The organism is Virgibacillus salarius (assembly GCF_039521925.1).
GTDB lineage: Bacteria > Bacillota > Bacilli > Bacillales > Amphibacillaceae > Virgibacillus > Virgibacillus salarius.
In genome coordinates this window covers 1-17,049 of record NZ_BAAACY010000075.1, presented here as the reverse complement: position 1 = coordinate 17,049, position 17,049 = coordinate 1, and the positions used below count along the sequence as shown (strand labels likewise).

At 36.2% G+C, this 17,049-nt stretch carries 17 protein-coding genes and 1 tRNA gene; 4 read left to right on the top strand and 14 right to left on the bottom strand.

The window, feature by feature from the left end; all coding sequences use genetic code 11:
• Window positions 1-451 precede the first annotated feature (451 nt).
• Entirely contained in the window at window positions 452-1,378 is a 927-nt protein-coding gene (locus tag ABDZ84_RS09960) for a fumarylacetoacetate hydrolase family protein (protein WP_026681642.1), read from the bottom strand.
• Between the two features lie 189 nt (window positions 1,379-1,567).
• On the opposite strand from ABDZ84_RS09960, the gene ABDZ84_RS09955 reads away from it, so the two are divergent.
• Window positions 1,568-2,020 carry a protein kinase family protein gene (locus ABDZ84_RS09955; protein WP_343781313.1) on the top strand — a complete coding sequence of 151 codons (453 nt, stop codon included), beginning with the start codon at window positions 1,568-1,570 and terminating at the stop codon, window positions 2,018-2,020.
• Window positions 2,021-2,222: 202 nt separating this feature from the next.
• Here the strand turns inward: ABDZ84_RS09955 and ABDZ84_RS09950 are convergent, their stop codons facing one another.
• From ABDZ84_RS09950 to aroD, 7 genes are all read right to left on the bottom strand, one after another.
• Complete coding sequence (locus ABDZ84_RS09950) at window positions 2,223-3,506, bottom strand: GntP family permease (RefSeq protein ID WP_121605652.1); 1,284 nt, start codon at window positions 3,504-3,506, stop codon at window positions 2,223-2,225.
• Between the two features lie 27 nt (window positions 3,507-3,533).
• Window positions 3,534-4,712 carry a thiolase family protein gene (locus tag ABDZ84_RS09945; protein WP_026681645.1) on the bottom strand — a complete coding sequence of 393 codons (1,179 nt, stop codon included), beginning with the start codon at window positions 4,710-4,712 and terminating at the stop codon, window positions 3,534-3,536.
• Between the two features lie 21 nt (window positions 4,713-4,733).
• Entirely contained in the window at window positions 4,734-5,510 is a 777-nt protein-coding gene (locus tag ABDZ84_RS09940; RefSeq protein WP_026681646.1) for a 3-hydroxybutyrate dehydrogenase, read from the bottom strand.
• Window positions 5,511-5,535: 25 nt separating this feature from the next.
• Window positions 5,536-6,213, bottom strand: coding sequence for a 3-oxoacid CoA-transferase subunit B (locus tag ABDZ84_RS09935; RefSeq protein ID WP_034679183.1), 678 nt, complete (start codon window positions 6,211-6,213; stop codon window positions 5,536-5,538).
• Window positions 6,214-6,229: 16 nt separating this feature from the next.
• A complete protein-coding gene (locus ABDZ84_RS09930) occupies window positions 6,230-6,925 on the bottom strand; it encodes a CoA transferase subunit A (protein WP_026681648.1) in 696 nt (231 codons plus the stop codon).
• A gap of 267 nt (window positions 6,926-7,192) precedes the next feature.
• The gene (locus ABDZ84_RS09925) at window positions 7,193-8,560 is read right to left on the bottom strand and encodes a sigma-54 interaction domain-containing protein (RefSeq protein ID WP_026681649.1); all 1,368 of its coding nucleotides are present in this window, start codon (window positions 8,558-8,560) and stop codon (window positions 7,193-7,195) included.
• A gap of 316 nt (window positions 8,561-8,876) precedes the next feature.
• The gene (gene aroD / locus ABDZ84_RS09920) at window positions 8,877-9,644 is read right to left on the bottom strand and encodes a type I 3-dehydroquinate dehydratase (protein WP_240455766.1); all 768 of its coding nucleotides are present in this window, start codon (window positions 9,642-9,644) and stop codon (window positions 8,877-8,879) included.
• 142 nt (window positions 9,645-9,786) lie between these two features.
• Between aroD and ABDZ84_RS09915 the strand changes: the two genes are divergently transcribed.
• On the top strand, window positions 9,787-10,347 hold the full coding sequence (locus ABDZ84_RS09915) for a shikimate kinase (RefSeq protein ID WP_026681651.1): 561 nt from the start codon (window positions 9,787-9,789) through the stop codon (window positions 10,345-10,347).
• A gap of 211 nt (window positions 10,348-10,558) precedes the next feature.
• On the opposite strand, the gene ABDZ84_RS21500 is transcribed toward ABDZ84_RS09915, so the two are convergent.
• The 3 genes from ABDZ84_RS21500 to ABDZ84_RS09905 all read right to left on the bottom strand — a co-directional run bounded on the left by ABDZ84_RS21500 (window position 10,559) and on the right by ABDZ84_RS09905 (window position 11,933).
• Window positions 10,559-10,636, bottom strand: a complete 78-nt coding sequence (locus ABDZ84_RS21500) for a putative holin-like toxin (protein WP_226983665.1) — start codon at window positions 10,634-10,636, stop codon at window positions 10,559-10,561.
• 220 nt (window positions 10,637-10,856) lie between these two features.
• Entirely contained in the window at window positions 10,857-11,120 is a 264-nt protein-coding gene (locus tag ABDZ84_RS09910; protein ID WP_051388336.1) for a hypothetical protein, read from the bottom strand.
• A gap of 579 nt (window positions 11,121-11,699) precedes the next feature.
• Window positions 11,700-11,933, bottom strand: a complete 234-nt coding sequence (locus tag ABDZ84_RS09905; protein ID WP_026681652.1) for a phage holin — start codon at window positions 11,931-11,933, stop codon at window positions 11,700-11,702.
• A 1,035-nt stretch (window positions 11,934-12,968) separates the two neighbouring features.
• Between ABDZ84_RS09905 and erm the strand changes: the two genes are divergently transcribed.
• Window positions 12,969-13,826: a 23S ribosomal RNA methyltransferase Erm gene (gene erm, locus ABDZ84_RS09900; RefSeq protein WP_026681653.1), complete on the top strand. Its 858-nt coding sequence runs from the start codon at window positions 12,969-12,971 to the stop codon at window positions 13,824-13,826.
• A gap of 165 nt (window positions 13,827-13,991) precedes the next feature.
• Here the strand turns inward: erm and cypC are convergent, their stop codons facing one another.
• Both cypC and ABDZ84_RS09890 read right to left on the bottom strand, forming a co-directional pair.
• Window positions 13,992-15,251, bottom strand: a complete 1,260-nt coding sequence (cypC, locus tag ABDZ84_RS09895; protein ID WP_166530205.1) for a CYP152 family fatty-acid peroxygenase CypC — start codon at window positions 15,249-15,251, stop codon at window positions 13,992-13,994.
• A 431-nt stretch (window positions 15,252-15,682) separates the two neighbouring features.
• Window positions 15,683-15,755 (bottom strand) — tRNA-Arg (locus ABDZ84_RS09890).
• A gap of 225 nt (window positions 15,756-15,980) precedes the next feature.
• Here ABDZ84_RS09890 and clpP point away from each other — a divergent pair.
• Window positions 15,981-16,568 carry an ATP-dependent Clp endopeptidase proteolytic subunit ClpP gene (gene clpP / locus ABDZ84_RS09885; RefSeq protein ID WP_026681655.1) on the top strand — a complete coding sequence of 196 codons (588 nt, stop codon included), beginning with the start codon at window positions 15,981-15,983 and terminating at the stop codon, window positions 16,566-16,568.
• A 158-nt stretch (window positions 16,569-16,726) separates the two neighbouring features.
• Here clpP and ABDZ84_RS09880 read toward each other — a convergent pair.
• Window positions 16,727-17,049: transposase (locus ABDZ84_RS09880; RefSeq protein WP_343781304.1), on the bottom strand; the 323-nt coding region annotated here is incomplete at its 5' end.

Here is a 17,049-nt window from a genome sequence, read left to right as displayed (position 1 = left end):
CACTTATCCATATTTATTTCACTTTATCGCTTGAAGTGGGGGGCTTACTGCCAGTTATATGCGGGATAAAACATAACCCTATTTTTCAATACTCAAATAGTATACTAACTTTAATAAATATTCAATCTATTTTAAAAATTTATTATAAATTAGGCTAAAAGTAATAGGTTAATTTTGATTAAATATCTGGATATTTAGGTAATTTCACACCACTTTCCTTCACACGGATTATAAAAAGAGAATATAAACAACGAATTTGATGCAAAAATAATAATAAGTTAATTTAGAATATTCGATATTTTTATAGAAATGAGCGCTTTTGAAATAGAAACATTTACATTGTTTTATTCTATTTGTATTCGAGTCAGTAGTAGTAAAAACAAAAAAGCCCCAATCGTCTGAAGTAGATAGATACAGACGAACTTGGACTTTCTCCAATAATTGCTATAACTTATTCCCTTATCTTATTTTCCATCTGGCCAATAGCTTCAATTTCTACTTTTACTACATCACCATCATGTAAAAATTGTGCTGGTTCCCTAGCAAACCCAACGCCATCCGGTGTACCTGTCATAATAATATCTCCTGGGTATAAGGTTATTAATCTCGAAATAAATTGTATTAAAAATGGAACATCAAAAATTAGCTGATTAGTGTTTGCAGATTGGCGTTCTTCCCCATTTACAAATGAACGAATTGATAGATTAGATGGATCTTTTAATTCTTCCGTTGTTACGATCCATGGTCCGATTGGTGTGCTACGATCTAATGTCTTACCTTGTAACCATTGGGGTGTTCGCTTCTGAAGATCTCGAGCTGTTGTATCATTAGCTATCGCATAACCCGCAACATAATTCAGTGCGTCATCCTTGAGAACTTTAGAAGCCTTTTTCCCAATTACAACTGCAAGTTCAACCTCATAATCAAGCTCGCTTGTAAAGGCAGGTTTTTCGATTACATCCTCTGGTCCAATTAAAGCATTATTATACTTTGCAAATATTACTGGATACTCGGGCATTTCACCTTTCATTTCCTCTACATGATTCGCGTAGTTTTTGCCTACACAGATGATCTTACTGGGTTTTTCAATAGGTGTTTTTAATCTGACATCATCTAGAGGGATTCTGTTTTCTACTTCTTCTTTTTCAAGATTGTATTGAACTGCTTCATATGCTCGCTCAATTGCTGATGAACCGATTGCGAAAAAATGAGATGCATCACTAGGAAGATATTTTTCTAAATTCGCTATTATACCTTTCTTTTCATGTGAACTTAGCAATTGCCGATATGCATGCTGTACATCCAATACGTAGTTATCTAATACACAGCCAATTCGCGATTCTTCTTTTCCCTTTATGCAGTAATTGACTAATTTCATACCTACACCTCTTTCATTTAGTCAGTAGCAATAATTTTATCAATATTTATAATAAAAGCACAAGTACTCCTCCCATATCAACTCGCGCTTAGAGAACAGACAGAAAACTGAATGAGTCTTAAAAGCAGAAATAATCGTTCTTTTTCTTTATAATTATAATAAGAATAGATATAGGGAGGAGCGGTACATGTGCAATCTGTTATTGAGTTAGTCGATAGTGTAGAAATTAAATCTGCCAAACCACAGTTTATAATTGCTAAGAAAGATCCTTCATTAGAAATCATCGGAATTGGAAGAAGTGCTGTGGTTTTTAAGATTAAATCCACCTCAATGGCCCTCAAAATATTTCCTCCTGTGTTTGAACATATTGCGTTAGAAGAGGCCAAAATATATGCTTTATTGGAAGGGAACAATTTTTTCCCTTCTTTATATGAAGCTGGTAATAACTATCTATTAATCGATTATATTAGCGGATACACATTATATGACTGTTTACTGAAAGGAATTCCACTTACGGAATTGAATATTAAAAAGGTGGACGAAGCCTTACATTCCGTTAAACGATTAGGTTTAAATCCTTCTGATATTCACTTACGGAATATTATGCTAACGTCAGAGGGAACGATTAAATTAATTGAATGACTCCAATGGGATGACATTAAATTAGCCCTCTCCACAATGTATTTTAAAAAGTACACTCCTAAGAAGATACCTGCATGTATTTTAAATGGCATTGCTTTTTTATATAAAAAGAGAGTAGTACAAGCACCTCTAATTAAATTAAAGAAAGTAGAAAATAAGTAGAGCAAGTACAGTATTTCGAATAACCGTACTCGCTCCATTTCTAGATTAATCCAATTGAAGCTAGGATAATAGCTATGATAACAGATATAACTGGTATAAGAACTGCCACTACGAAAATATCTTTATAGCTATCTTTATGAGACATTCCAGTTATAGTTAACAATGTTAATACTGCACCATTATGCGGTAATGCATCGAGGCCACCTGATGAAAGTGACGCAATACGATGAAATGCCTCTGGTGATATTCCTGTATTCATGGCTATATCATAGTATTTTGAGCCTAATGCCTCTAAGGCAATTCCCATTCCACCTGAAGCGGAACCTGTGGCTCCTGCTAATATATTTACTGCAACTGCTTCAGATATTAGTGGATTTCCTTTAATACCCATTAGTATTTCAGTAAGCTTTTCAAAACCAGGAACCACCTTAACCACCGTTCCAAAGCCTACTGCTGCGCTTGTATTAATAATAGCTGTAACCGATCCGACCGCTCCACTATTGATAGCTTTTATGAAATACTTCGTTTTATGAACATTAAGCAATAGTATTAAGATAATGCCGGATATCAACGCGATGACGATATCCCATTTCAATAAATTCAAGGTAAGCAATACCGTTAATAATGGAAGTAACGATAACAGGAAATTTGGTGTCGATTCCTCTCTATCTTCAACATTTTGTTCTGTCGGTTCTGAAAACGTTTCACCGTTAGCAGTTAATTTCTTTTCTCGCCAGCTCAGATAAAAATAACCACCACCGCCCATAACAATAGCTGCAATAATTCCCATTATTGGTGCAGCGACTGCACTTGTATGAAAGTATTCCATCGGAATTAAATTCTGTATCTGAGGCGTACCCGGCAGTGCAGTCATGGTAAAAGTAAAAGCTCCTAAAGCAACCGTCGCTGGGATTAACCTTCTACTAATATTCGCTTCCCGAAATAGCGTTAATGCTAATGGATATACAGCAAATACAACAACAAATAAGCTTACTCCACCATATGTTAGAACTGCCGACGATACTAATACCCCCAATATTGCTCGCTTCGTACCAATAATCTTTGTTAAAGCTACTGCAACAGATTTAGCCATTCCTGTATCTTCCATTAACTTCCCAAAGATAGCTCCTAACATAAATACCGGAAACCACTGCTTAGCAAAAGATACGAATCCCCCCATATATGTATCTTTATAGGCATCTAGCAAGTCGAGTCCTCCAGTTAGTGCCACAACCCCAGCAGCTATTGGAGCTACCCAAATAATAGACCAGCCTAAATAGGCAAGCACCATTAATACAATCAGCCCCAGTATGATTCCAATCATGAAAAATCCCCCCATATCATTTTGATATTAGATTACTTCAACGATCATGGCTATCCCTTGGCCACCACCAATACATAATGAAGCCATGCCATATGTTTGCCCTCTACGCTTCAACTCTTTAATAAGTGTATATAAAACCCTCGTACCACTCGCGCCAATTGGATGTCCTAAAGCAATTGCACCGCCGTTAACATTTACTTTAGCACGATCCAATCCCATTTCCTTCTCTACAGCAAGATACTGTGATGCAAAAGCTTCATTCACTTCAATTAAATCGATATCTTGTAGACTCATGTTTGCATTATCTAAAGCCTTTTTCATCGCAGGTACTGGACCAATTCCCATGATAGATGGATCAACTCCAGCCACCCCCCATGACATAATCCTAGCAATTGGTTTAAGTTGCTGTTCGTTAATGAACTGCTCTCCAGCTAAAATGACTGCAGCAGCACCATCATTTATACCACTTGCATTCCCACCGGTAACAGTACCCTCATTTTTAAATGAAGTCTTTAACGTTGACAAACGTTCGATTGTTGTATCTTCTCGGATATGTTCATCTGATTCGATCCATAGGGAACCCTTCTTAGACTTCACTTCTACCCCTACAATTTCTTCACTAAATTTACCATCACGTCTAGCTTTACTCGCCCGTTGATGACTTTGATAGGCGTACTCATCTTGTTCACTTCGAGAAATGTGATATTTCTCCGCCAAATTTTCAGCCGTCACGCCCATACCAGCTCCAATGTACTCATCGGTCAATGCGGACCACAACATGTCATCCATCTTCGGCGTTCCTAATTTTGTACCAAACCTACTTCCTCTTAGTGCATGAGGGGCTAAGCTCATATTTTCCACGCCACCAGCTAATGCCACCTGTCCTTCTTTTAATTGAATAGACTGCGCCGCATTAATGACAGCCTGGAGACCAGATCCACATAGTCGATTCACCGTTAATGAAGGACTTTCAATAGGTACTCCCGTATCTAATGCAATATGCCTTGATAAGTAAGGGGCATTCTTTGCAGAATGAATCACATTTCCCATAACTGTAAAATCAATCTGTTTCGCATCAATCTGACTTCGCTGAATAGCTTCTTTACTTACAATTACGCCAAGTTCTGTAGGATCTACATCCTTCAACCCTCCCCCAAATGTACCAAATGGGGTCCGTGCTCCTTCTAAAATATATACATTCTCCATCTATTTTTCACTCCTTACCCATTATTGAGCTGTATAGCCGCCATCTATAATGATTGCCTGACCTGTTACACCTTTTGCTTTATCGCTAGCAAGAAAAACGGTATAGTCAGCAATTTCCTGGACAGATAATAATCGTTTCTGAGGAACCAATGGATAAATAACCTCCTCTAGTACTTTTTCTAGAGAAACATTACGATTTTTTGCTAAACCTTCCATTTGATTACGAACTAATGGTGTATCCACATAACCAGGACAAACTGCATTTACGGTGATTCCATCCGCTGCACCCTCTAAGGCAGCTACCTTTGTTAAACCAATCAACCCATGTTTAGAGCTATTATACGCAGCCTTTCCAGCAAAACCGATTACTCCGTTTATCGAAGACATGTTAATAATACGTCCACTACCCTGCTTTTTCATGATTGGGAAAGCATACTTTGTTGCAGTAAACGGAGCGACTAACATGACCTTTGTCATAAACTCGAATTTCTCCGTTGGGAATTCCTCAATGGAAGCCACATGCTGTAATCCAGCATTATTAATAAGTACATCTAGTTTTCCATAGTGATCTACTGTTTGATCGATAGCCTCTTTTAGTTGCTCCTCATTTGTAACATCACATTGAATTCCTAAACAGTTATAGCCTTTTTCTTGCCAATGATTTACTGATTGTTTAACTTTTTCTTCATTTATATCCGTAAAAACTACGAAAGCTTTATTTTTCAAAAATTCAACACCAATTTCATAGCCAATGCCACTTGCTGCACCAGTTATAAAAACAACCTTATTTTCGACCATCAATAGTTCCTCCTGTTCATTTTTGTTAAAATGCTGCTTCTACTAATTGGTTACTTACGCTAAGTTCAGCTCCAGTAGACGCAATTACTTTTTCAACTGTCCATCCCCTAGCAATTTCTTGAAGAATCAGACCACTGCTCGTTACATCAATTACTGCTCGATCCGTAATGATTCGATCAACGACCTGTTTTCCAGTTAACGGTAATTGACACGCTTTTACTATTTTGGGGTGTCCGTCCTTCGTTACATGGTCCATAATGATAACTATTTTTTTGGCACCATGTACAATATCCATTGCTCCCCCCATTCCTTTAATCATTTTTCCTGGGATCATCCAATTTGCTAAATCGCCCGATTCAGAAACCTCCATCCCACCTAAAATTGCTAGATCCAGATGTTCACCACGTATCATAGCGAACGACTCCGCACTACTGAAATATGAAGCTCCTGTTATGGCGGTCACAGTCTCTTTTCCGGCATTAATTAAATCTGGATCAACCTCATTTGCATAAGGAGATCTGCCAATGCCAAGCAGACCATTTTCCGATTGGAGAACAACCTTTTTGTCGGCTTGAATATAATTGGCAACCATTGTTGGCATACCAATTCCTAGATTAACATAGGAACCGCTTACAATTTCACGCTCAGCTCTTATTGCCATATTTTCTCTTACGTTTACTTTACTTACTTGCTTTAACACCATTATTTCCTCCCTTTTACTACGCTTCTTGTTTTATTGTTAACCGCTCTATTCGCTTTTCCTGTTTCCCTTGAATTAATCGATTCACATAAATACCAGGTGTATGAACAGAAGCCGGGCTTATCATTCCTGTTTCCACTATCTGTTCTACTTCCGCAATGGTAATACTTCCAGCAGCAGCCATCATTGGATTGAAATTTTGTGCCGTTTTCGCATATTGCAAATTACCATCTTTATCCCCTATTGCTGCTCGAATGAGACTATAATCAGCTTTTAGTGAGGTCTCAAGTAAATAATCCTTGCCAGCAAATTGACGTACTTCCTTCCCCTTAGCTATTGCTGTACCCACACCAGCTGGCGTATAGAAAGCTGGTATCCCGGCTCCACCTGCTCGAATTCTTTCAGCTAACGTCCCTTGAGGAACTAGTTCTACTTCTAATTCTCCTGTTAATACCTGACGTTCGAATTCCTTATTTTCACCTACATAGGATCCAATCATCTTATCAATTTGCTTATTTTTTAGTAATAAGCCTAAGCCCCAATCATCAATACCACAATTATTAGAAATTACGGTTAAATGTTTTACATTTGTTTCAACTAAAGCCAAAATAAGATTTTCTGGTATTCCTACTAAACCGAACCCCCCTACCATAATAGTTGCTCCATCTTCCATACTATTTATCGCTTCTAAAAATGATTGATATATTTTTTTCATTCTCTGCACTCCTTTCACAATTATTATGCAAATAACATGCCAACCCTTACGAATTTTTCGATAAGTTTCTCCTTAACCCGCCAATCCTTTGTATAAATAGCATTCCATATTATCTTTTATTAGTAGAAACGGCATAAATAAATACCCCGATTCCATGTTTATGGAAAACGGGGTATTTATTATTAGTATTCATTTGCAAACCCTTACTTCTATTTACCATCTACACATGATTCCAAGTTTATGGAACACATTCCGAAATGCCGGAAGCTAGGAAAGCCCATACTTTCTAAGTTTTTCATAAAAACTTGATTTTTTAATTCCTAGGATCTGCATTGCCCTTTCTTTGTCTCCTTTGCTTTCTTTCATTACATGTTGAATTGTTTTCTTTTCGGTTAGTTCTAGAATTTCTTTTAAATTCCCTGTCCGCTTCTCTATATTTGCGGGTGGATGCATACGATCTGGTAAATCAGCAACAGTTATTTTTTCATCGTTGGTTAGATGCACTGCAGATTCAATGACATTTTCTAATTCACGAATATTTCCGGGCCAACTATAATAGGTCAGCTGCGTCATTGCTGCTGGATCAATATCCATTACTCGTTTTCCTGTCCTTGCTCTTACTTTATGCAAAATAAACTTTGTAATTATTCGAATATCATCAGGCCTTTCACGTAGGGGTGGTATAAAAACTTGTACAACATTAATTCGGTAGAACAAATCCTCTCGAAACAATTGCTTTTTTATTAGCTGTTCCAATGGTTGATTTGTCGCAGCAATGATTCTTACGTCAACCTTTTTAGGAGCTTCTGATCCTATTGATTCTATTTCGCCTTCTTGAAGCACTCTTAAAATTTTTACTTGTGCGGATAATGGCATATCCCCTATTTCATCTAAAAATAACGTCCCCCCATCTGCTAATTGGAACTTTCCTAGTTTCCCCCCTCTTTTTGCTCCAGTAAAAGCTCCTTCTTTATAACCAAATAACTCTGATTCAATTAAATGTTCTGGAATCGCTGCACAATTTACTTTAACAAATGGTTTTGTATTCCTCTCACTTAGATGATGAATACTATGAGCAAATAGTTCCTTCCCTGTACCACTTTCGCCTCGAAGTAAAACAGATACATCACCAGGTGAAACCTTTTTTATTTTTTCCTTTAACTCACTCATCTGCTTGGAACTACCAGCTATATCATGAAGTGAATAGGTAATGCCATGCTGCTCCTTTAATTGATTCCGATAATGTTCAATTTCAAGTAATAAATCTTTAATATGACTGTTCATCAGCATCCATTCTTTCGTATCACGATACAGAACGGTTCCAACTGCACCGACTATCCTGCCTTCAGAACGAACCGGAATTCGATTAGCAATCATGTGATTACCACGAATATACTGTAAATCTGCTATTTCTTCCTTACCAGTTTGTACAACAATATGCATCCTTGTATTTTCTATAACATCCGCTACATGTTTACCGATAACTTCCTGCTTATCCAGCTCTAGAAAACGACAATAGCTATTATTCATATAAGTAACCAAGCCTTGATCATCCACTACTACAAAGCAATGATAGGCATTTTCGAAAACGGTTTCAAAAATTTCATCTTTATACTCAGACGTTAATGTTGCCATAACACATTCCTCATTTCCCTTTGACTATTGGTTTACGATTATTAGAAAGAAAAACGTAATTATTACCTCTTTATTGCAGTGATAGGCTTTATTCCGTATATAACTGACAGTAAATGTCCGGGTTAAGAGCCTTTAGGTCATACCGCGGTACGAACTATCATTGGAGATAAACTAACCCCCTATGATTGAATTTTCACTTTATTCAATCATTAGAACATGCAACGTAGAATTTTTGTAAAACTTTATATCTCGTGCGGGTGTTTTTTCGTTGTGGGTATTTCTTTCAGCCTAAAATTCCAACTGCTAAAAAATGTGTTCAGCAGTTGGAATGATAGTGTAGTCTCTCCATTAAATATTTCAACTCTTCAGCAGCGATTTGTCCTGGTGCAGAGGCATGCTTTCCTGAGCCAAAGGTTGCTGCAGAACCTACGAATTCGCCTGCTATTCTACTCAATATTCCTTTTTTTCCCATCGCAATAGTTATATATGGCTGCTTTGCAGTAGTTTTTATAGTTTCCGCAACAGTTAACAACCGGAGAACATCCGATATGCTATTAGGCATAACAGCAATCTTAACGATGTCTGCTCCAGCGTTTTCCATCGAAATCAAGCGATTAGTCATCTCTTCATTCGTCGGCGTACCTTCAAAATCATGATTAGACATAATTACTATAACTTGGTTCCTCTTTGCCTTTTCCACCAAACGTTTAATCTCAATGGTGCCTGTAAACAATTCAAGATCAATTAAATCAAGATATCCCGATTCGATTGCTGTGCTTAACAAATTTATATATACGGATGTATTCAAATTTTTCATTCCACCCTCTTTATAGGAACGAAATGTAAAGAGTAGTGGTATGCCATCCATTTCTTTATGTAATTCTGAGAGTACGTAAATGACCGCTTCGATACTTTCCGCCTCTTTTAAAGCATCAACACGCCATTCAATAATATCCGGGTTTTCTTTCTTTACCTCATTGAGTTCAGACTTTAACTCATGTAAATTAACACCCATTAAAGGGATAATCACCTTCGGAATACCTTTACCAATAAGGATATCCTTTACGGATACGATATTCATCATTTATCCTCTCCCTAGCAACTTATCTACTCATTATAATCGTTACAGCAATCATTGCCAATATGAGATTATTTCAATTAACGTGCATGTGTATACTATTTCGCTTATAATTAGGGAAACATTCCTGTGAAGAAAGAGGTTACTTATGAGCACGAACGAAACACCATTACGACAAAAAAGTATAGCATTAATTGGATTCATGGGTGTTGGAAAAACATCTATTGGTAAAGAAGTGGCAAAAATGCTTTACCGAGATTTTATTGATGCAGATAAAGAAATTGAAGCAGCGTTTCATATGCCTGCTTCTGAGATATTCCAGACTTATGGTGAAAAAGTCTTTAGACATAAAGAGAAAGAAATCTTACAAAAACTTTGCAAGCAAAAACTAAAAATTATTTCTCTAGGCGGTGGTGCCTTTCTTCAGGAGGAAATAAGAAATGTCTGTCTGGAAGAATGTATCGTATTTTATTTAGATTTATCGTGGGAGTCGTGGCAAGAAAGAATTAGCTTACTCATAGACAGTAGACCTGTTTTGCAAGGCAAAAGCTTAAAGGAAATTAAAGCACTATTTGAAGAACGGAAATCAATTTATCAAGATCACCATTCGGCTGTTGCAACTGATCAATTAATGATTGAGGATGCAGCGGCTTACATTGTTAAATCACTTAAAACAGCTTGGGACATTTATGAACCACAAAATAACTAACTGAAGGTTTGCATATTTGTGCTAATCGGGTATAATAAAAATAGATAATATGAATAAAATAAAAAAGCATTTGATCTAGACTTAGAAAAAACTTTAATAAAGACCGCTGGTGCTGGTACACCAACGGCCATGTACAATAGCCCTTCAAGGGGGCGGCTCACACAGTTTATAGAAAATAACTACCCACTATGCTTGCCAGGCTTATGGGTGGTTATTTTTTTTGTGACAGTAAAGCAACAACCAATGAACCAAACGAGATCATTAGCACAAGTGCTTCGAACACTGTCATAGGCATCACCCCCTCTCCTGTTCATCAGTCAGGGAGTGAAACCGCCACCCATGAAAGCCTTATTGTACAATACCATTGTAACAAAAAATAATATCTAATCCTATTTTTGCTTGAAAATAGGGCAATATATTTATGTATAGAAAAAAACTGACTCTATGGCTTCATTTCATTCACTCCAGTTCGTTAAAACTTACATGGTGCGAAAGGTTCATTCTACCTGTTAATCTTCGTCGTCTTTTTTAGCATTCTCTTCTGCTTTAGCATCAGCTTCTAAATCTAGCCAGGACAGCATTTCACGAACAACTGCATTTATTTTTTCATCTATTGCCTCGTCACCATATTTCTGTTTTGCTAATTCTATATTTTTAATGACGTCTTGACCAAATTGTATGATCGGTGTGTCCGCTTCCAGATTATTAAACAAATCAATAAATTCATCAAGTGCTTTATCAAAGCGTTTGCTTTCCATATCATTTGCTTTCATGTTTATCACCCTTTTATAGGATACCCAAAACCTGCTTCTCCTATTTTAACTAAAACAAAAATGGGGTTAATAAAAAAACGAACGATTATTAGTTTAAATTAATGATCGTTCGTTTTTTAATGGTATAGGGAATGACAAAGATAAATATGGGTCGTGTTAAGAGCGACCAGAAACGAAACTACTTCGCGTATCGCCCTAAGCTAAGTAATCATCGGCTCACAAGCTCACCTTTGTTTCCTTTATCTCTGACTCGTTCCAGACGCTACGTTTCTAATCGGACGCTTGTGCTTTTGTTCTTAGAATAATTAATTTAGCACCTGAAATATGCGAGACTCCTTGAAAAAGAAGAATGCATTTTCTACGTGCGATGTATTGCTTCCGAAGCCTTGCTTATCCAGCGGGAACAGCACGAGTTCGAAGATCCACTTGGTAACATGTTTTCCTTTACCAAGTGAGCTGAGTGGCCATGCCCGCGGAAAGCACGTATAGTTTCATGGTGCAGCGATGGTACTCCTATTGATAACATGATTATTCATATTTTGAGTAAAGAAGTTGTGTTTTTTCCCTGCCACTTATAACTTAATTAATTAAGTTATTCGCCTGCAATACTTCTTTTTGCTTCTTTCCTTTTACTGTTACATAATTATTTTTAAACCATGCCCACACACTGGCACACACCGTAAAAATCATCGAAATAATTTCACCCCAAAGTTCGTGCGTACCAGGTATTGGGTTCAAATCTGCTGCAATGAGAAATTGGTTAATTAAAGCTAATACTAAGACAATCGTGCGAATAAGCGTACCTCTATCCATGTCTCTCACCCCCTGTACAATAAGATTAAAGAATCCACAAAACAAAAATAATGGAGCTCGTACTTATATATATGCGAAGAAGGTGTAAACATTAGCTAAAACCATTACTATTTTCATTCGTAAATTAAATTTACAGAAGTAAATCACTTATTCTATATATTACGACACTGATTAACAAATTCCTGCTCTTATTCGTAATTTAACAAGTAATGTAGATGTTTAAGCATTAATTTTCGACAAAGCGAATTTTTTCAATCAGTTGGGGGGTGGTTTATCACCTACGGATTGTTAGTACCAGAGGGATATGATCTAAAGTTCTTTGAACCAATCGGACAATTTACCGGCAGTCGCCCCCCTTATCCATATTGGGTTCACTTTATTACTGGTATTGGAGACTAACTGCCAATTATATGCGGGATAAACAAGAAGAGTATTAGAGAGATATATGTATGGAAAATAATTTGATGTGAAGGATGAATTGACAGATAATGTAACAACTATATTTTTACATAAGAATTATAAATCCGAACGAAAGTTTTATGGTGAGTTACTCAAATTATCGTAATTAACTATTACTACGTTGAGTAGCAAGTATAATTTTTATTGACGTACACTTTAGCAGTATTTATAATATAAATGAATTCTAGTGTAAACTAAACGAAGGAGGGTTGTTAAAAAATTATGGGTGGAATTATTATTATCCGTACTTTGAACTGGTAATTTAATACGTTCGAAGGCTCTGTTTTGCTACAGAGTAAGCGGGATAAATCTGCTCATTTTTAACAATCTTCATTACTATATTTTATTAATAAAATGAGAGGAAGGACTGATTATACAATCTTTCCTTTTTATTTATATGAGAAATTGCTTTAGCTCTTTAAATAAGAAGGCTCATTTTGTGCTGATTAGTTTTTTTACAATATCTCATTCTGCATAATGATGCATTCCGTTTACTGGAAGCTACAGACGCCTATGTCTGTGGCTTTTTTGCATTCAGAGCCGAATGCAAATATTTTAAGAAAGGACTGTTAAATCATGGCAAGAAGCAGGAAGAGATATCAGCATAAAAAATCGTCTACTGGAACTCCATCAAATTTCAGTGGGAAGCATTTCATTCACAATAAGCGTTTAATAAATGATATTGTAAATATTGCTCGTATTTCAAAAAGCGACCTTGTATTAGATTTAGGAGCTGGAAAAGGAGCAATTACTAGTATTTTAAGCTCCCGAGCAAGAAAGGTTCTCGCTATAGAATACGATTCAAACTTCATAAAGAAATTAAAACAACTTGAAATGAAAAACACTATAATCATAAAGCAAGACATATTACGTATTTCATTACCTCAAGAGCCATTTGTAGTTGTTTCGAATATTCCATATGCTATTACAACGCCGATTATGAAAATGTTTCTTAATAAACCTTCAAGCGGTTTTCAAAGTGGGGTTATTGTAATGGAAAATGGTGTAGCTAAAAGATTTACCTCAAATTTTGTGAAGGAATCATATGTGATCGCTTGGAAAATGTGGTTTGATATTCAGTATGTTAAAGGAATTTCTAGGAGAAATTTTTCCCCGCCACCAAAAGTTGATTCCGCTGTGATTAAAATAAATAGAAAGGCGAAACCGATTGTACCTATTAGCGATTATTTAATCTTCTGGGGACTAGCTGATTATGCACTTAAACATCCACAATATCCTATCGAGATTGCATTAAAAGGTATATTTACACCACCGCAAATGAAGCATTTAAAAAGAAATCTTCAAATAAATAATGAAACTCCAGTTGCATCTTTAACGGAACTGCAATGGGGTTCCCTATTTGAAACAATGATAAAGTATGTTCCAAAATCCAGATGGCCAAAGATAAAAAAAGCGAAATTAAACCATTTTTAAAATCTACTTACAAAAGGTTGTGGAATGAGGATTCCTTTTTACTTCTCATTCCACCCATTAATCCGCATATTTCATATCTCAATAGGAGACAATTAACCATTAATTGACTGTTCGCCCTCTATACATAGCCTCTCACTATAACCGCAATTAGAATAGAAAATGGATTTATTCTCTCTTGCTAATGTTTTTTATCACCATTTTACTACGGGGAATACTTGGCATGCTAACCATACTAAAACTTAAATCTTGATCAGGAACATCATAGTTTATTCGATTTACTAGATAATCAAGGCTTACTTTCATTATCTCTATGGTCACCCACTCACCAGCACACCGATGCCCCATAAAATAATCTCCCCCACCTTGTGGAATAAAGTCAAATAAGCCACCATCCCATGTAGTAAACCGATCAGGGTTGAACACATCAGGGTTCTCCCAAATGTTTGGATCGTGATTGGTACCATAAAGATCTAGTAAGGTTAACGTACCTTCTTCAAATTTATACCCTTTCCAAATGAAATCGTTTTTTACCAGTCCGGCGACAAAAGGAAAAAATGGATAGAATCGCCGAACTTCTTGTATGAACTTCAGAGAATATTTCTCATCACTCCTTTCAAGCTTCTTCGTTTCGTTTGGATAATGATAAACTGTTAAAGCAATAAAATTGATGAATATAGCAATCGCTACAAGTGGCCGTAAGATATTAATCACTTCTACAGCAACTGTATCTGTATCAAGAGAATTCCCATATGGATCGTGATACCTAATAAATTTGTACAAAATACTATTTTCAGATACATTCACTTTTCCATCACGAATCTCTTCAACGAGTTTCCCTACCCACTTTTCTATACGATTTCTAGCATTCCTTCCTAGCCAATGGGTGGGGCCAATAGCTGCTACTGACTCGAACATTGCTCCTAAATCTTTCGTTACCCCTTTTACTTTATTTGCTGACACGGGTATACTTATCCATTCGCAGGCTGTTCTGCACATAATTTCCTTAACTTCTTCATAAAAAATAACCTTATCCATTTGCACCCATTTATCTACCGCTAACTTCCATTGTTTTCTTATAATTCCAGTCAATCTGTCCAGTTCATTGGAAGACATGATCGACATAAACATTTCCTTACGTTGTCTATGGGCTTGTCCATCTAAAGCCTGAACTCCATTCTTACCGAATAATGTTTGTACTGCCCGATTAGGAGCTGCATCTTTTCTTTTAAATTTCTCGTTGTCATAAAATATTTCTGCTGCTTCTTTACCTCCCATGCAAATCGCTTTTTTTCCAACTAGCCTTGTCTCGAAAATATCACAACTAAAAATTTGACGTCTATTTAAGATATACCTATATCCTTCTCTTATAAGACTTAAAGTATGATCTATTCCTTCTTCTCGAGGTATTTGACTTCTATTCGACATATGATCCAACTCCATTTTCGAGTAATGATCTTAATTTTTGTAGATTATCCCCGGTTTATTCGCAAAAATACAAGGACAATCGTTCGTGAAGGTATGACACAGCTTCTACTTATTAAGATTAAAGGTAACTACGCTTGCTTGAATACATGTGCAACTAAGACACACGCAGGAATTAAAAAGACAAGGCTTCCGCGGACTGCACTCGTCCGGCTGTAGTGAAAATCAACTGTATTCACTATTAACATATAAATTATTCTATATTTAATAGGCTGGATGGTTAATGAAATTGACTTCATTTAAATCTTAATCTGTTTCTAACTGAAAAAATTGCAAAAAATATTGCAAACAAAAAACACGTATAAATCTTGATACTTCAAGATTTATACGTGTTTTATTACTTATTTTATTATCTTCTTCTACGATCATAATTACGCGCCCGGAGGGATTCGAACCCCCGACTCACGGTACCGGAAACCGTTGCTCTATCCCCTGAGCTACGGGCGCATGTACTATTCACTAATTAAGACACATAGAATATTATAACGTCATATTAGTAGTTACACAAGTATTTTTAGTTATCATAGGTTTATTTTTGACAATTATGGGAATGATGGAAGTGTATTTTCATTGGTTACGAGTTAAACTTTTTGTTTGACCTTTTTTGACCTATTAGTTATGATAAATATATCCGATCTAATGGATATTCGAATAGATAAGGGAGGATTTTACATGAATTTAATACCTACAGTTATTGAACAAACAAATCGTGGAGAGCGTGCCTACGATATTTACTCACGCTTACTAAAAGATCGTATCATTATGCTAGGGAGTGCCATCGATGATAATGTGGCAAATTCCATTGTAGCACAATTACTATTCCTTGAAGCAGAGGATCCAGGAAAAGATATCTCGTTATACATTAATTCACCAGGTGGATCTATCACTGCTGGTATGGCTATATATGATACCATGCAATTTATTAAATCTGACGTCTCCACAATCTGCACAGGGATGGCAGCATCTATGGGTGCATTCTTACTTGCAGCAGGTGAAAAAGGGAAACGCTTTGCATTACCAAACAGTGAAGTTATGATTCACCAACCGCTTGGAGGGACACAAGGCCAAGCTACAGACATTGAAATTCACGCACGTAGAATCATCCAAATGCGTGAAAAAATTAATGAAATTCTTTCAGAGCGTACTGGTCAACCAATAGATGTTATCGAGCGAGATACAGATCGCGATAACTTTATGTCAGCTCATAAATCTGTTGAGTATGGTCTGATTGATAAAATAATGGAACGTAAACCAGAATAGTTTTATTCAAAAAATCCCTTTCACAAAAAGGAGGCCACTGAAAATCTTATGATTTTTCAGTGAAACTTGAAATTTGTTATAAAAAAGACGACTCAAATTCTTTTTTAAAAATTTAGAGTCGTCTTTTTATTAATTTATCTATTATATTTTGCTTATTTTTAACCCATTAGCTTCAATATCCGTTTTAGATTTACGGTAAATATAGCCATGGCTCCTTGCATTTCCATGCCAACTAAACCCGAGGATTTTGAAACATCATACCCGTGTCTATGTTTTAATTCACTATTTTTAGCTTCAATTTTATAGCGTTCTTTTGATTTTTCTTTAAAATAATCTGTTTCCTGGAACTTTGCCTGTTCGCTATGTTCATCTGATTTAATACTTACGGAATAGCTCTTACTTTTAGCTCCCGGTTTGTAACATCCTTCTTTACATGGACAAACTTTACATTTTTCAATGTCAAAATAGTATGTATCTACTT

Coding starts and splice junctions, on each gene's coding strand:
- ABDZ84_RS09910 (WP_051388336.1), bottom strand. CDS start 11,120: ATGAAAGCAAATGATATGGAAAGCAAACGCTTTGATAAAGCACTTGAT.
- ABDZ84_RS09905 (WP_026681652.1), bottom strand. CDS start 11,933: ATGGATAGAGGTACGCTTATTCGCACGATTGTCTTAGTATTAGCTTTA.
- ABDZ84_RS09960 (WP_026681642.1), bottom strand. CDS start 1,378: ATGAAATTAGTCAATTACTGCATAAAGGGAAAAGAAGAATCGCGAATT.
- ABDZ84_RS09915 (WP_026681651.1), top strand. CDS start 9,787: ATGAGCACGAACGAAACACCATTACGACAAAAAAGTATAGCATTAATT.
- ABDZ84_RS09925 (WP_026681649.1), bottom strand. CDS start 8,560: ATGGCAACATTAACGTCTGAGTATAAAGATGAAATTTTTGAAACCGTT.
- ABDZ84_RS21500 (WP_226983665.1), bottom strand. CDS start 10,636: ATGACAGTGTTCGAAGCACTTGTGCTAATGATCTCGTTTGGTTCATTG.
- ABDZ84_RS09940 (WP_026681646.1), bottom strand. CDS start 5,510: ATGGTCGAAAATAAGGTTGTTTTTATAACTGGTGCAGCAAGTGGCATT.
- cypC (WP_166530205.1), bottom strand. CDS start 15,251: ATGTCGAATAGAAGTCAAATACCTCGAGAAGAAGGAATAGATCATACT.
- aroD (WP_240455766.1), bottom strand. CDS start 9,644: ATGATGAATATCGTATCCGTAAAGGATATCCTTATTGGTAAAGGTATT.
- ABDZ84_RS09945 (WP_026681645.1), bottom strand. CDS start 4,712: ATGGAGAATGTATATATTTTAGAAGGAGCACGGACCCCATTTGGTACA.
- erm (WP_026681653.1), top strand. CDS start 12,969: ATGGCAAGAAGCAGGAAGAGATATCAGCATAAAAAATCGTCTACTGGA.
- clpP (WP_026681655.1), top strand. CDS start 15,981: ATGAATTTAATACCTACAGTTATTGAACAAACAAATCGTGGAGAGCGT.
- ABDZ84_RS09935 (WP_034679183.1), bottom strand. CDS start 6,213: ATGGTGTTAAAGCAAGTAAGTAAAGTAAACGTAAGAGAAAATATGGCA.
- ABDZ84_RS09950 (WP_121605652.1), bottom strand. CDS start 3,506: ATGATTGGAATCATACTGGGGCTGATTGTATTAATGGTGCTTGCCTAT.
- ABDZ84_RS09930 (WP_026681648.1), bottom strand. CDS start 6,925: ATGAAAAAAATATATCAATCATTTTTAGAAGCGATAAATAGTATGGAA.